Origin of the sequence: Acidovorax sp. M2(2025), from assembly GCF_049330835.1 — a bacterium.
Taxonomy (GTDB): domain Bacteria; phylum Pseudomonadota; class Gammaproteobacteria; order Burkholderiales; family Burkholderiaceae_C; genus Acidovorax.
The window spans coordinates 1,465,051-1,479,949 of record NZ_CP186262.1 but is presented as its reverse complement, the minus strand read 5'-3'; the positions used below and the strand labels follow the sequence as shown (position 1 = coordinate 1,479,949).

Sequence of the window (14,899 nt, the reverse complement as noted above, 5' to 3'; positions counted from 1 at the left end):
CAGCGAAAAGTGTATGCAGGAATTGTTCCCAACTCCACGCCCTCGCAGCGGGAAATCCCCGGGATTACCCTGAGGGGCCGTTCACAGCCCGATAGGCCCTGGTCCGCCGCGGCCCTGAACGGGTCCGCTCAGGCGCCCGCCCCCAGCGACTGCAGCAGCTGCGCCGCCACGGCTACCGCGATCACCTCGGGCTCCTTGCCCCGGATGCCGGGCACGCCGATAGGGCAGGTGATCCGCGCCAGTTCGTCCGGGGCGAAGCCGCGCTCCCGCAGGCGGTGCGAGAACGTGGCCCATTTGGTCTTGCTGCCGATGAGCCCGATGAACGGCAGGTCCCCCCGCTCGCGCTGGCGCCGCAGGCAGGCGGCCACCACGTCCAGGTCTTCCGCGTGGCTGAAGCTCATGACCAGCACGCGCGTGCCCGGCGCCAGGTCGGGCACGGCGTCCTGCACCGGGTCGGAATGCTCGCACTGCACGCCCTCGGGCACGCTGCTGGGGAAGATGCCGTCGCGGCTGTCCACCCAGGTGAGGGCGAACGGCAGCGGCGCCAGCACCCGAGCCAGCGCATGCCCCACATGCCCGCCGCCAAAAAGCGCCACCGGATGCCGCGGCGGCGCCAGCCGCGCGCGCAGCGCGCTGCCCACCGCCAGGTCGGTGCCGCCGACCACCTGAAAGCCCAGGAACACCACGCCGCCGCAGCACTGCCCCAGGCTGGGGCCCAGCGCATAGCGGCGCTGGGGCGGCCCGCCCGCCCCGCGCAGACGCTGCCGCGCCTCGTCAATGGCCTGCAGCTCCAGGTGCCCGCCGCCGATGGTGCCCACGGTCCGGTCGGCAAACACGGCCATCCACGCCCCGGGTTCCCGTGGCGCGGAGCCTTGGGTAGACTCCACGGTGACCAGGCACGCGGGCGCGGCCTCCAGGCCCTCCAGCAGCAGACGCAAGGGGGTCACGGCCATTCCTTCGCCACACCGGGTGTTTGGTGGTTCATTCAGCGCGTCTTTCGTTCGTTGATCATCTTTTGTCGCCTTCATTTTCTGCCGCCGGAGCCCTTGCCGCATGACGTCCCTGCCGCCCCCCCGCGCCACCGAAAAGCGCAGCCACTGGCTGCTGGCTGGCATCATGGCCATCGGCACTGCCCTGGTCTCGGCCTGCAAATCGCCCCCGGAGCCCGGGCTGGCATCGCCGCCCGACAGCGTGCCCTCCGCCGCCCCGGGCATCGATGGAGTCCGGGGCCCCGTGCCCGCCTCGGCCGGCTCGGCCCGCCCCTCGGCGGCCCCCACGGCCCTGGCGTACCGCAAGGATGCGGCCACGCACCTGTACGGACTGAACCGTGAACGCATCTTCCCGGGCAAGCTGCCGCCGCAGCTGTACGCCATCGGCGTCCTGCAGCTGGACATCGACCGCGGCGGCAAGATCACCCGGCTGCACTGGATGCGCGCCCCCAAGCATGCGCCCGAGGTGGTGGCCGAGATCGAACGCACCGTGCGCTCGGCAGCCCCGTTCCCGGCACCGTCCCGGATGGGGCGCGTCACCTACACCGAGACCTGGCTGTGGGACAAGAGCGGGCGCTTTCAACTGGATACCCTCACCGAAGGGCAGCTTTGAGCGCATCCCCCTTCTCTTGAAGTCGCTGCGCGACTTCGGAGGAGGATGATGCCCTCGCTGCAGGACAGTCCTTGCCTGGCGTCACTGGCCTGGGCCGCCCCCTCTTCGTCGGATGCGCCCCTCACGACCCGCGATAGGTCGAATAGCTCCAGGGGCTGACCAGCAGCGGCACGTGGTAGTGCTGGTCGGCATGGGCGATGCCGAAGTCCAGGCTCACCTGGTTCAAAAAATTGGGCTCGGGCAGCTGCACGCCCCGGGCCTTGAAGTAGCCTGCCACGTCAAAGCGCAGCCGGTAGGTGCCGGCGCGCAGGCTGGCGTTGTCGAACAACGGCGCGTCCGTGCGGCCGTCGTGGTTGAGCACCAGCCGCTTGATGAGCGTGGCGGTCTCGCCCTCGGTGGCATACAGGGCCACCTCCATGCCCGCAGCGGGGCAGCCGTGCATGGTGTCCAGAACATGGGTGCTGAGGCCCATAGGGAATCTCCTGAAGTGGGTAGGCGGGCTTTCGGCGAGGATGGCCGGGTCGCAACGTGTAGACCAAAAGTGTATACACTTTCCCCGTTCTCCAGTACCCTCCCGCCATGGAATCCTCGTCCACCAGCGCCATCGTCGAAGCGCTGACCCGCGCCATCGTAGAACACCGCCTGCAGCCCGGCACCAAGCTGGCCGAGCAGAAGCTGGCGGACCACTTTGGCGTGTCGCGCACGCTGGTGCGCCAGGCGCTGTTCCAGCTGGCGCAAAACCGCCTGGTGACGCTGGAGCCGGCGCGCGGTGCCTTTGTGGCCACCCCCTCGGCCCAGGAGGCCCGCCAGGTGTTTGCCGTGCGCCGCATGCTGGAGACCGAGATGACCCGCGCCTTCGTGCGCCAGGTGACGCCCGCCAAGATCCGGGCGCTGCGCGCCCACGTGGCCGCCGAGAAGGCCGCCGTGGGCAGTGACGACGCCAGCAGCCGCACCGAGCTGCTGGGCGACTTCCACGTGCGCATGGCCGAGCTGATGGGCAACGAGGTGCTGGCGCAGTTGCTGGGCGATCTGATCTCGCGCTGCGCCCTCATCACGCTGATGTACCAGTCGGCCAGCGCTGCCGAACACTCGCACGAAGAGCACGCCGGCATCGTGGCGGCCCTGGCCGCGCGCGACGAGGACCACGCCGTGCAACTGATGCAAAGCCACCTGGAACATGTGGAGGTCAGCCTGGCCTTCGACCGCAAGCGCCCGGCCAGCGACCTGGCCGCCGCGCTGCTCGCTTCCTGAAATCTCCCCCATTTCACCATGACGCTCTACGACGCCACCGCCCCCTACCCCCGCGACCTGATCGGCTACGGCCGCAATCCCCCGCATGCCCAGTGGCCCGGCGGCGCCCGCATTGCGGTGCAGTTCGTGCTGAACTACGAGGAAGGCGGCGAGAACGCCGTGCTGCACGGCGATGCGGGCAGCGAACAGTTCCTCTCGGAAATGTTCAACCCCGCCAGCTACCCCGAGCGGCACATGAGCATGGAGGGCATCTACGAGTACGGCTCGCGTGCGGGCGTGTGGCGCATCCTGCGCGAGTTTGAAAAGCGCGGGCTGCCGCTGACGGTGTTTGGCGTGTCCACCGCGCTGCAACGCCACCCCGAGCTCACGGCCGCCTTCGTGGAGCTGGGCCACGAGATCGCGTGCCATGGCCTCAAGTGGATCCACTACCAGAACGTGCCCGAAGACGTGGAGCGCGCCCACATGCGGGAGGCCATGGACATCCTCCAGCGCATGACGGGCCAAAGAGCCCTGGGCTGGTACACCGGCCGCGACAGCCCCAACACGCACCGGCTGGTGGCCGACTACGGCGGCTTTGAATACGACAGCGACTACTACGGCGACGACCTGCCCTTCTGGATGAAGGTGAAGAAGACCGACGGCAGCGTGGCGCCGCAGCTCATCGTGCCCTACACGCTGGACTGCAACGACATGCGCTTTGCGCTGCCCCAGGGCTACTCGCACGCCGACCCGTTCTTCCAGTACCTGAAGGACACGTTCGACGCGCTGTACGCCGAAGGCGACCCCGACGGCGACAACGCGCCCAAGATGATGAGCATCGGCATGCACTGCCGCCTGCTGGGCCGCCCGGGGCGTATCACGGCGCTGCAGCGCTTTCTGGACCACATCGCGCAACACGACAAGGTGTGGGTGGCCCGGCGCATCGACATTGCGCGCCACTGGGCGCAAGTGCACCCCGCACCGGCTTTATGAACCAAATCGGCCTCCAGCGCTTACCCAGAAAGCGCTGGCAGCTCACTTTTTTGAAGCACCCACCATGCCCCTGACCCTGGAACAACTCAACGCCGCCAGCCCCGGCGATGCACTGGCGCTGCTGGACGGGCTGTACGAGCACTCGCCCTGGATTGCCGAGCAGGCGCTGGCACAGCGGCCCTTCCGCTCGCTGGCGCACCTCAAGCACGCCTTGGCGCTGGCGGTGCGCACGGCCGGCCCCGAGGCGCAGCTCGGCCTGATCCGCGCCCACCCCGAGCTGGCCGGCAAGGCCATGGTGGCGAAAAGCCTCACCGCCGAATCCACCCACGAGCAGAACAAGGCGGGCCTGACCCATTGCACGCCAGAGGAATTCGAGCGCATCCAGCAGCTCAACGCCGCGTACAACGAGCGCTTTGGCTTCCCGTTCATCCTGGCGGTGCGCGGGCCGCGCGGCACGGGCCTGTCCAAGCGCGAGATCATCGACACCTTTGCCCGGCGGCTGGACAACCACCCCGAATTCGAGCGGGCCGAGGCGCTGCGCAACATCCACCGCATTGCCGAGATTCGGCTGGCCGACAAGTTTGCGGCCGAGCCCGCGCTGGGCAACGGCGTGTGGGATTGGCACGAGAAGCTGGCCGAGCACTCCGACCCCGGTTTTGCCGAGAAGGGCCAGCTCACCGTCACCTACCTCACCGACGCGCACCGCGCCTGCGCGCAGCGCATCAGCCACTGGATGCGCGACTGCGGCTTTGACAGCGTGGAGATCGACGCCGTGGGCAATGTGGTCGGCCGCTACCACCCTGCTGCCGAAGGCGCCCGCTACCTCCTCACCGGCTCCCACTACGACACCGTGCGCAACGGCGGCAAGTACGACGGGCGCCTGGGCATCTTCGTGCCCATGGCCTGCGTGCGCGAGCTGCACCGCGCCGGCCAGCGCCTGCCCTTCGGCATCGAGGTGGTGGCGTTTGCCGAAGAAGAGGGCCAGCGCTACAAGGCCACCTTCCTGGGGTCGGGCGCGCTCATCGGCCACTTCAACCCCGCATGGCTCGACCAGAAGGATGCCGACGGCGTGACCCTGCGCGCGGCCATGCAGCACGCGGGCCTGTGCATTGACGACATCGCCAAGCTGCAGCGCGACCCGGCGCAGTACCTGGGCTTCATCGAGGTGCACATCGAACAGGGCCCCGTGCTCAACGAGCTGGACCTGCCACTGGGCGTGGTCACCTCCATCAACGGCGGCGTGCGCTACGTCTGCGAGATGATCGGCACCGCCAGCCACGCGGGCACCACCCCCATGGACCGCCGCCGCGACGCCGCCGTGGCCGTGGCCGAGCTCGCGCTTTTCATTGAACAGCGCGCGGCGCAGGATGGCGACTCGGTGGGCACCATCGGCCTGCTCAACGTGCCCGGCGGCTCCATCAACGTGGTGCCCGGGCGCTGCCAGTTCAGCCTGGACCTGCGCGCCCCCACCGACCCCCAGCGCGACGCCCTGGTGCGCGACGTGCTCGATGCGCTGGACCGCATCGCCCAGCGCCGCGGCCTGCGCTACACGGTGGAGGAATCCATGCGCGCCGCCGCCGCGCCCAGCGCGCCCGCGCTGCAGCACCACTGGGAGCGCGCCGTGGACGCCCTGGGCGTGCCCGTGTTCCGCATGCCCAGCGGCGCCGGGCACGACGCCATGAAGCTGCACGAAATCATGCCCCAGGCCATGCTCTTCGTGCGGGGCCAGAACTCCGGCATCAGCCACAACCCGCTCGAATCCACCACCAACGACGACATGCAGCTGGCCATTGACGCCTTCACCCAGGTGCTGCACCAGCTTGCCGAGGAACAACAACCATGACCACCCACGACCACTACGCCGCGCTCGACGCCTGGATCGACCAGCACTTTGACGAGGAAGTGCGCTTTCTGCAGGCCCTGGTGCGCGTGCCCACCGACACGCCGCCGGGCAACAACGCGCCCCATGCCGAGCGCACGGCCGAGCTGCTGAAGGACTTTGGCTACACGGCCGAGAAGCATGCCGTGCCCGCCGCTCAAGTACAGGCCTACGGCATGGAGTCCATCACCAACCTCATCGTGCGCCGGCCGTATGGAAGCGGCGGCAAGACGATTGCGCTCAACGCCCATGGCGACGTGGTGCCGCCCGGCGAAGGCTGGACGCACGACCCCTACGGCGCCGAGATCGCAGACGGCAAGATGTACGGCCGCGCCACCGCCGTGAGCAAGAGCGACTTTGCATCGTTCACCTTTGCCGTGCGCGCGCTCGAAGCCGTGGCCCGGCCCGCGCAGGGCGCGGTGGAGCTGCACTTCACCTACGACGAAGAGTTTGGCGGCGAGCTCGGCCCCGGCTGGCTGCTGAAAAACGGCCTGACGAAGCCCGACCTCATGATGGCCGCCGGCTTCAGCTACGAGGTGGTCACCGCCCACAACGGCTGCCTGCAGATGGAAGTGACCGTGCACGGCAAGATGGCCCACGCGGCGGTGCCGCACACCGGCGTGGATGCCCTGCAGGGCGCGGTGCACATCCTGAACGCGCTGTACGCGCAGAATGCTGAATACCAGAAGGTCACGTCCAACGTTGCGGGCATCAAGCACCCCTACCTGAACGTGGGCCGCATCGAAGGCGGCACCAACACCAACGTGGTGCCCGGCAAGGTGGTGTTCAAGCTGGACCGCCGCATGATCCCCGAGGAGAACCCGGCCGAGGTGGAAGCCACCATCCGCCGCGTCATCGAGCAGGCGGCAGGCGAGCGCGCCAGCATCACGGTCGACATCAAGCGCCTGCTGCTGGCCAACGCCATGACGCCGCTGCCAGGCAACCGCCCTCTGGTGGAGGCCCTGCAAAAGCACGGCCGCGCCGTGATGGGCGAAGAGCTGCCCGCCGTGGGCACGCCGCTGTACACCGACGTGCGCCTGTACGTGGAGCGCGGTATCCCCGGCGTGATCTACGGCGCAGGGCCGCGCACCGTGCTCGAATCGCATGCCAAACGCGCCGACGAGCGCCTGGAGCTGGAAGACCTGCGCCGCGCCACCAAGGTGATCGCGCGCACGCTCAGCGACCTGCTGTCATAACCACGGCCGGGCCTGGCGGCCCGGACGGCGCCCGCAGAAATCCGGGCCAAAAAGAGCTCTAGCGCTTACTGGATAAGCGCCACCAGCTACAAAATTAGTAGCGCCCGAAAATCATTCACGTTGGTGTGGGTCGGGCCGGTCACCACCAAGTCGCCCAGGGCGGAAAAGAAGCCGTAGGCATCGTTGCGGTCCAGCGCGTCGGTGATGCGCAGCCCTGCCGCGCGGGCGCGCGCCAGGGTATCGGGCGCCACCACGGCGCCGGCGTTGTCTTCCACGCCGTCGATGCCGTCGGTATCCGCCGCCAGCGCCCACACGCCGGGCTGCCCTTGCAGGGCCTGCGCCAGGCCCAGGCAGAACTCCCCGGCACGGCCGCCGCGCCCGCGGGGGCCGTCCGCCGGTGGCCGGCGCACCGTCACCGTCGTCTCTCCGCCCGAGAGGATCACGCACGGCCGCGCAAACGGCTGGCCGTGGCGTGCCACCGCACGGGCCAGCGCCGCGTGCACCTTGCCGACCTCCCGCGATTCGCCCTCCATCTCGTCCGACAGGATATGGGCCTGCACACCCGCGGCGTGCGCCGCCTCGGCCGCGGCCTGCAGCGACTGCCGGGGCGCAGCCACCAAGTGCACGGCATGGCCGTGGAACGCCGCGTCGCCCGGCTTGGGCGTTTCCAGCGCACCGGCCTGGAGCGCGGCGCGCACGCCCTCGGGGACGGCGATGCGGTAGCGGTCCAGGATGCGCAGCGCGTCGGCGCAGGTGGTGGCATCGGGCACGGTGGGGCCGCTGGCGATCACCGACGGATCGTCGCCCGGCACATCGCTGATGGCCAGGGTCACCACCCGCGCCGGCCCGCAGGCGGCCGCCAGGCGCCCCCCCTTGATGCGCGAAAGGTGCTTGCGCACGCAGTTCATCTCATCGATGGCGGCGCCGCTGTCCAGCAGTTCCTGGCTGATGCGCTGCTTGCCGGCCAGCGTGAGCCCCTCGGCCGGCAGCGTCAGCAACGCCGAGCCGCCGCCCGACACCAGGCACAGCACCAGGTCGTTCGCGGTCAGCCCCTGGGTCAGGGCCAGCATGCGGCGTGCGGCTTCCAGGCCCGCCGCGTCGGGCACCGGGTGGGCCGCTTCCACCACCTCGATGCGCTGGGCCAGGCCCGCCGGCCGCGGCGGCGTGTGCCGGTAGCGCGTGACCACCAGCCCGGAAAGCGGCGCGTCCGCCGGCCACAGGGCCTCCACCGCCTGGGCCATTGCACCGGCGGCCTTGCCGGCGCCCAGCACCAGCGTGCGCCCCCCGCTCTCGCGGCGAGGCGGCGGCAGGAACGCCGCAGTGTTGTGCAGGGGCAGCGCACGGTGCACGGCGGCGTGGTACAGGGTTTCCAGGAACTCGCGCGGCTGGCGCTGGGGGTCGGGTGCTGGGGAAGTCATGGCGTGGCAGGGATGTGCCGGGATTGTGCGGCAACCCCCTGTCCGGCGCTGCACCGGAGCGGGCGGGCCGCTGGGGCGGGATAACCCGGTGTTCTGGTGCGCAGGCTTTGTCTACATTTCTTGTATGCAAGTTTGCCAACCCGGCTTCCGTCACACCTGAGGGCTTTCCATGCTTCGCTTTCTCAACTCCTTGTTCGGCCGGGTGCTCCTGGCCCTGGTGGCCGGCGTGGCCGTCGGGCTGCTGTGGCCCGACACGGCCGTGCAGCTCAAGCCGCTGGGCGATGGCTTCATCAAGCTCATCAAGATGCTCATCCCGCTCATCGTGTTCTGCGTGGTGGTGCACGGCATTGCGGGCACGGGCGACCTCCAGCGCGTGGGCCGGGTGGGCATCAAGTCGCTGGTGTACTTTGAAGTGGTCACTTCCATCGCCCTGGTGCTGGGCCTGGTGCTGGCCTTCTGGTTCCAGCCCGGCGTGGGCATGAACGTGGACCCCAGCGCACTGGACCCCAAGGCCATGGGCGCCTATGTAGAAAGCGCCAGCAAGCTCACGGGCGGAGGCCTAAGCGACTTTCTGCTCAAGCTGATCCCCACCACGGCGGTGAGTGCCTTTGCCAGCGGCGACGTGCTGCAGGTGCTGCTGTTCTCCATCGTGTTCGGCTGCGCGCTGGCCCTCATGGGCGAGCGCGGCGCGCGCGTCACCCTGCTCATCGACGACCTGTCGCAGGTGCTGTTCAAGACCATGGGCCTGATCATCAAGCTGGCGCCGCTGGGCGTGCTGGGCGCGATCGCCTTCACGGTGGGCAGATACGGCATCGGCTCGCTCAAACAGCTGGGCCTGCTGGTGGCCCTGTTCTACGCGGCCGTGGCGTTGTTCGTGGTGGTGGTGCTGGGCCTCATCCTGCGCGTGTCGGGCTTCAGCCTGTTCAAGCTGCTGCGCTACTTGCGCGAAGAGCTGGCCGTGGTGTTCGCCACCACGTCGTCGGACAGCGTGCTGCCGCAGATCATGGCCAAGCTCAAGCACCTGGGCATCCGCGAATCGACCGTCGGCCTGGTCATCCCCACGGGCTACTCCTTCAACCTGGACGCGTTCTCCATCTACATCACGCTGGCGGCCGTGTTCATCGCCCAGGCCACCAACACGCCCATCAGCATGGCCGACCTGCTGACCATCCTGGCGATCTCGCTGGTCACCTCCAAGGGGGCGCACGGCGTGCCGGGCTCGGCCATCGTGGTGCTGGCGGCCACGCTGCACGCCATCCCGGCCATTCCGGCCATCGGCCTGGTGCTGGTGCTGTCGGTGGACTGGTTCATGGGCATCGCCCGCGCCCTGGGCAACCTCATCGGCAACTGCGTGGCCACCGTGGTGATTGCCGCCTGGGAAGGCGACATCGACCGCGAACGCGCCCACGCCGTGCTGGACGGCCGCGAGCCGCCAGCGCAGCGCAGCTGACCGGCGCCCCGCCCCGCGGCACGCAGCGACAATCCCCCTCCATGCACAGCACCAACCCGACCCAGATCGCCCAGCAGGTGGTCGAATCCGTCCTGGCACAGAAGCTGGCGCCGGGCGAGCGCCTGGGCGAGCAGGAGCTGGCCGACCTGTTCGGCGTGAGCCGCACCCTGGTGCGCGAGGCGCTGATGCAGCTGCAGGCCCGCGGCTTCGTGGAAGTGCGCCCGCGCCGGGGCTGGTATGTGGTGGAGCCATCGGTGGAAGACGCGCGGGACGCGTTCTCGGCCCGCCGCATCATCGAGTCGGGCATCCTGGCGGACGCCGGCACGCCGCTGCAGGCCGTCACGCGCCGCCTGCGCACCCACATCGCGGACGAGCAGCAGGCCATCGAGGGCGCGGACGCCGCCACGCGGGCGTTCCTGCTGGCCGACTTCCACGTGTGCCTGGCGGAAGCCATGGGCCACCGCAGCCTGAGCGACATCCTGCGCGACCTCACCGCCCGCACCACGCTGGCGGCATCGCTCTACCAGTCGCAGCACGCGGCCAGCCAGTCCTGCGCCGAGCATGCCGCCATCGTCGAAGCCCTGGAGTCTGGCGACACCGCCCTGGCGCGCGAACGGATGCTGGCCCACATCGGCAATGTGGAAGGCGCGCTGAACCCCGCCCCGCCGCCCCTGCGCGACCGGCTGCGCGAATCCCTGGCGCCGCTGGCCGGCAGCCGCCACGCGGCCCCGGCGCAGGACTGATCCCGCAGGCGCCCCGCCCGCCACGCTGCACCGCGGCGGTGCAGCCGCACCACCAGGGCGCAAGCGACCGCGGTGGGCGCAGTCCCCGGAGCGACTCCGGCACGCACCCGGAGGGGCCTCATCGCCGGACCCTAGGGTTTACCGCCATCAACTGGCGCCGCGTTTTGTATACGATTTTTGTATGGATTCCTGTGCACGGAATGTGCATGCGCGTCCGCACACACCTTCGTAGACCCAACAACGCCCAGAGGAATCCTGCCATGCGCCCGCCCGTACACCCTGTCGATGAACACCTGCCGCTGGCCCGGCTCACGGCCCTGGGCCTGCAGCATGTGCTGGTGATGTATGCCGGCGCCGTGGCCGTGCCGCTCATCGTCGGCCGCGCGCTCAACCTCACGCCCGAGCAGGTGGCCAAGCTGATTTCGGCCGACCTGTTCGTCTGCGGCCTGGTCACGCTGATCCAGGCGCTGGGCGCCACGCAGTGGTTCGGCATCCGCCTGCCGGTGATGATGGGCGTGACGTTCGCCTCGGTGGCGCCCATGGTGTCCATGGCGCAGAGCACGGGCGGCACGGCCGGCGCCGGGCTGATCTTCGGCGCGGTGATCGGCGCGGGCGTGATCTCCATCGCCATCGCCCCGCTGGTCAGCCGCATGCTGCGCTTCTTCCCGCCCGTGGTCACCGGCACGATCATCGCGGTCATCGGCATCAGCCTGATGCGCGTGGGCATCAACTGGATCTTCGGCAACCCCGTGGGCCCCACCGCCCCGAACGTGGTGAACCCCGAGCACCTGAAGTGGCTCACCGAGATGCAGGCCGCCGCCGGCGCGCCGGGCTCGTCCCTGCCGCCGGTGCCCAAGGGTTTTGCGGTGGTGCCCACGGTGCCCAACCCCAAGTACGCCGACCTCACGGGCGTGGGCATCTCGGGGCTGGTGCTGCTGTCCATCCTGCTCATCGCCAAATTTGCGAAGGGCTTTGTGGCCAACATCTCCGTGCTGCTGGGCATCGTGATCGGCGCCGTCGCGGCGGTGGCCATGGGCCTCATGAACTTCGACAAGGTGGCCAAGGCCCAGTGGTTCGACCTGGTGCTGCCCTTCGAGATCGCCGCGCCCGTGTTCGACCCCATCCTGGTGCTGACCATGACGCTGGTGATGATCGTCGTGATGATCGAGTCCACGGGCATGTTCCTCGCGCTGGGCGAGATGACCGACCGCAAGGTGGACCAGGCGGCGCTGACCCGCGGGCTGCGCACCGACGGGCTGGGCACCCTGCTGGGCGGTCTCTTCAACACCTTTCCGTACACCAGCTTCTCGCAAAACGTGGGGCTGGTGGCCGTCACCGGCGTCAAGAGCCGCTTTGTCTGCGTGGCCGGCGGCGCCATCCTCATCGTGCTGGGCGTGCTGCCCAAGCTGGCGGCGCTGGTCGAGTCGCTGCCCACCGTGGTGCTGGGCGGCGCGGGGCTGGTGATGTTCGGCATGGTGGCGGCCACCGGCATCCGCATCCTGGGCGGTGTGGATTTCAAGACCAACCGCTTCAACGCGATGATCGTGGCCGTCTCCATCGGCGTGGGCATGATCCCGCTGATCGCCCCCAACTTCCGCCAATGGATGCCGCACGCCATCCACCCGCTCATCGAATCCGGTATCCTGCTGGCCTCGATCACGGCCGTGGCCCTGAACGTTTTCTTCAATGGCGCCAGCCGCGACACCTCCGCCGCTGTGAACGCCGCACGCCAGGCCGACGCCCACTAGCGTCGCGCCCGCGCTGCCGAAGAGCCCCAGCCCCACGACTGCGGGGTTTGCGCCCCATGCCGCATTCGCATAAACCGCCAGGCGCGCCCGCCTCACCATCGGGTACGCTTGTTGTTGGCTTTTTGCCAAGGATTTCCAGGATTCCCGTAATGACCCAGAAACTTTCCGCCGCCGAAGAATCGCTGCGCGACGCCGCACGCGAGTACCACCGCAACCCCAGCCGGGGCAAGATCGCGGTCACCGCGACCAAGCCCCTGTCCAACCAGCGCGACCTGTCGCTGGCCTACTCGCCGGGCGTGGCCTACCCTTGCCTGGACATCCAGGCCGACCCGTCCAAGGCGTTCGACTACACCTCGCGCGGCAACCTGGTGGGCGTGATCACCAACGGCACCGCGGTGCTGGGCCTGGGCGACATCGGCCCGCTGGCCGGCAAGCCGGTGATGGAAGGCAAGGGCTGCCTGTTCAAGAAGTTTGCGGGCGTGGACGTGTTCGACATCGAACTGGACGCGCGCGACCCCGACAAGATCATCGAGATCGTCGCGGCGCTGGAGCCCACGCTGGGCGGCATCAACCTCGAGGACATCAAGGCCCCCGAGTGCTTCTACATCGAGCGCGAACTCAGCAAGCGCATGAACATCCCCGTGTTCCATGACGACCAGCACGGCACGGCCATCATCAGCAGCGCCGCGCTGCTCAACGGCCTGGAGCTGGTGGGCAAGAAGATCAGCGACGTGAAGGTGGCGGTCTCGGGCGCGGGCGCCGCCGCCATTGCCTGCCTGAACGTGATGGTGGGCCTGGGGGTGAAGCGCGAGAACGTCTTCGTGTGCGACTCCAAGGGCGTCATCTACGAAGGCCGCCCCGGCGGCTTCGACGAGTCCAAGGCGCAGTACGCGCAGAAGACCGAGGCCCGCACCCTGGCCGACGCGGTGAACGGCGCCGACGTGTTCCTGGGCTGCTCGGCCCCCGGCGTGCTCACGGCCGAGATGGTCAAGACCATGGCGGCCAAGCCCATCATCCTGGCCCTGGCCAACCCCGAGCCCGAGATCCGCCCCGAGCTGGCCAAGGCCGTGCGGCCGGACTGCATCATCGCCACGGGCCGCTCGGACTACCCCAACCAGGTGAACAACGTCCTGTGCTTCCCGTACATCTTCCGCGGCGCACTGGACTGCGGCGCCACCAAGATCACCGAGGCCATGAAGCTGGCCTGCGTGCGCCAGATCGCCGACCTGGCCAAGGCCGACATCAGCGAGGAAGTTGCCAGCGCCTACGCGGGCAAGGAACTCACCTTCGGGCCCGACTACCTGATCCCCACGCCGTTTGACTCGCGCCTGATCCTCAAGATCGCGCCCGCCGTGGCCAAGGCCGCTGCCGAGTCGGGCGTGGCCACGCGCCCCATCGAGGACATGGAGGCCTACAAGGAATCCCTGTCGCGCTTTGTCTACCAGACCGGCATGCTGATGCGCCCCGTCATCAACGCTGCCAAGGCCCTGCCCGAAGCGCAAAAGCGCGTGGCCTATGCCGACGGCGAGGACGAACGCGCGCTGCGCGCGGCGCAGATGGCCATCGACGACAAGATCGCCCAGCCCATCCTGATCGGCCGCCCCGCGGTGATCGCCGCCCGCATCCAGAAAGCCGGCCTGCGCATGCAGCTGGGCAAGGACGTGGAAGTGTGCAACCCCGAGGACGATCCGCGCTTCCGCCAGTACTGGGAGCACTACCACCAGCTCATGAAGCGCAACGGCGCCACGCCCGAGGTGGCCAAGGCCGCCGTGCGCCGCTCCAACACCATCATCGCCTCGCTGATGGTCAAGCTGGGGGATGCCGACGCCATGATCTGCGGCCTGGTGGGCACCTACGAGACGCACCTGGAGCGCATCCACAACATCCTGGGCCACGCCCCCGGCGCCACCCATTACGCGGCGCTCAACGCGCTGATGACGGACCGCAACGGCACCCTGTTCATCGCGGACACCTACGTGAACGAGGACCCCACGGCGCAGCAGCTGGCCGACATCGCCTGGATGTCGGTGCAAGAGGTGCAGCGCTTCGGGCTGCCGGCCAAGGTGGCGTTCCTGTCGCACTCCAGCTACGGCTCGTCCAAGCGCGCATCGGCCCGCAAGATGCGCGAGGCGCGCGATCTGTTCGTGGCCGCCCACCCGGAGATCGAGTGCGATGGCGAACTGCACGGCGACGCCGCGCTGGAGCCGAACATCCGCAACGCCTACATGGCGGACTCCACGCTGTCCGACTCGGCCAACCTGCTGATCTGCCCGAACATCGACGCGGCCAACATCCTCTACAACGTGCTCAAGACCACGACCAGCGGCGGCGTGACCGTGGGCCCCATCCTGATGGGCGCTGCCGCCACGGCCTACATCCTGACCCCCGCCGCCACCGTGCGCCGGGTGCTCAACATGACGGCGCTGGCCGTCGCCAGCGCAGCGGCACGCCCCAAACAGGGGAACTGACCGCCCCACCGCCCGGGAACGCCCCCCCGGGCGGTGCAAAACCGGCAGGGTGCGCCCCCTTTCGGGAAACTCTGCATCCCCACGCGCACCACTTCAGGGAACAATGGCCCCGTGCCTGGTTCCGTTGCGGCGAAAGCAGGCACCGAATTTGCTGAGTCATGGCCATGTGGCC

Annotated in this window: 12 protein-coding genes; 9 read left to right on the top strand and 3 right to left on the bottom strand. The window is 69.1% G+C overall.

Annotated elements, in window-relative coordinates:
• Positions 1-128: 128 nt before the first annotated feature.
• Entirely contained in the window at positions 129-953 is an 825-nt protein-coding gene (xdhC, locus tag ACOYR3_RS06850; protein ID WP_422845715.1) for a xanthine dehydrogenase accessory protein XdhC, read from the bottom strand.
• A 163-nt stretch (positions 954-1,116) separates the two neighbouring features.
• On the opposite strand from xdhC, the gene ACOYR3_RS06845 reads away from it, so the two are divergent.
• The gene (locus tag ACOYR3_RS06845) at positions 1,117-1,602 is read left to right on the top strand and encodes a hypothetical protein (RefSeq protein WP_422846536.1); all 486 of its coding nucleotides are present in this window, start codon (positions 1,117-1,119) and stop codon (positions 1,600-1,602) included.
• Between the two features lie 121 nt (positions 1,603-1,723).
• Here the strand turns inward: ACOYR3_RS06845 and uraH are convergent, their stop codons facing one another.
• Positions 1,724-2,074 carry a hydroxyisourate hydrolase gene (uraH, locus tag ACOYR3_RS06840; RefSeq protein WP_422845714.1) on the bottom strand — a complete coding sequence of 117 codons (351 nt, stop codon included), beginning with the start codon at positions 2,072-2,074 and terminating at the stop codon, positions 1,724-1,726.
• A gap of 107 nt (positions 2,075-2,181) precedes the next feature.
• Between uraH and ACOYR3_RS06835 the strand changes: the two genes are divergently transcribed.
• The 4 genes from ACOYR3_RS06835 (at position 2,182) to ACOYR3_RS06820 (ending at position 6,900) form a co-directional block, all read left to right on the top strand.
• Positions 2,182-2,853, top strand: coding sequence for a GntR family transcriptional regulator (locus ACOYR3_RS06835; RefSeq protein ID WP_422845713.1), 672 nt, complete (start codon positions 2,182-2,184; stop codon positions 2,851-2,853).
• Positions 2,854-2,871: 18 nt separating this feature from the next.
• Positions 2,872-3,825 carry an allantoinase PuuE gene (gene puuE / locus ACOYR3_RS06830; RefSeq protein WP_422845712.1) on the top strand — a complete coding sequence of 318 codons (954 nt, stop codon included), beginning with the start codon at positions 2,872-2,874 and terminating at the stop codon, positions 3,823-3,825.
• A 64-nt stretch (positions 3,826-3,889) separates the two neighbouring features.
• Positions 3,890-5,668 (top strand): 2-oxo-4-hydroxy-4-carboxy-5-ureidoimidazoline decarboxylase, encoded by a 1,779-nt coding sequence (uraD, locus tag ACOYR3_RS06825; protein ID WP_422845711.1) that lies wholly within the window; start codon positions 3,890-3,892, stop codon positions 5,666-5,668.
• Positions 5,665-6,900 (top strand): M20 family metallopeptidase, encoded by a 1,236-nt coding sequence (locus tag ACOYR3_RS06820; protein WP_422845710.1) that lies wholly within the window; start codon positions 5,665-5,667, stop codon positions 6,898-6,900. The genes uraD and ACOYR3_RS06820 overlap by 4 nt, the downstream gene beginning before the upstream one ends.
• A gap of 86 nt (positions 6,901-6,986) precedes the next feature.
• On the opposite strand, the gene ACOYR3_RS06815 is transcribed toward ACOYR3_RS06820, so the two are convergent.
• Complete coding sequence (locus ACOYR3_RS06815; protein ID WP_422845709.1) at positions 6,987-8,318, bottom strand: glycerate kinase type-2 family protein; 1,332 nt, start codon at positions 8,316-8,318, stop codon at positions 6,987-6,989.
• Between the two features lie 169 nt (positions 8,319-8,487).
• Here ACOYR3_RS06815 and ACOYR3_RS06810 point away from each other — a divergent pair, with 169 nt between their 5' ends.
• From ACOYR3_RS06810 to ACOYR3_RS06795, 4 genes are all read left to right on the top strand, one after another.
• On the top strand, positions 8,488-9,768 hold the full coding sequence (locus ACOYR3_RS06810) for a C4-dicarboxylate transporter DctA (protein ID WP_422845708.1): 1,281 nt from the start codon (positions 8,488-8,490) through the stop codon (positions 9,766-9,768).
• Positions 9,769-9,809: 41 nt separating this feature from the next.
• Entirely contained in the window at positions 9,810-10,511 is a 702-nt protein-coding gene (locus tag ACOYR3_RS06805) for a GntR family transcriptional regulator (RefSeq protein ID WP_422845707.1), read from the top strand.
• Positions 10,512-10,771: 260 nt separating this feature from the next.
• Positions 10,772-12,259, top strand: coding sequence for a nucleobase:cation symporter-2 family protein (locus ACOYR3_RS06800; protein ID WP_422845706.1), 1,488 nt, complete (start codon positions 10,772-10,774; stop codon positions 12,257-12,259).
• A gap of 149 nt (positions 12,260-12,408) precedes the next feature.
• Positions 12,409-14,727, top strand: a complete 2,319-nt coding sequence (locus tag ACOYR3_RS06795; protein WP_422845705.1) for an NADP-dependent malic enzyme — start codon at positions 12,409-12,411, stop codon at positions 14,725-14,727.
• Positions 14,728-14,899: the final 172 nt, after the last annotated feature.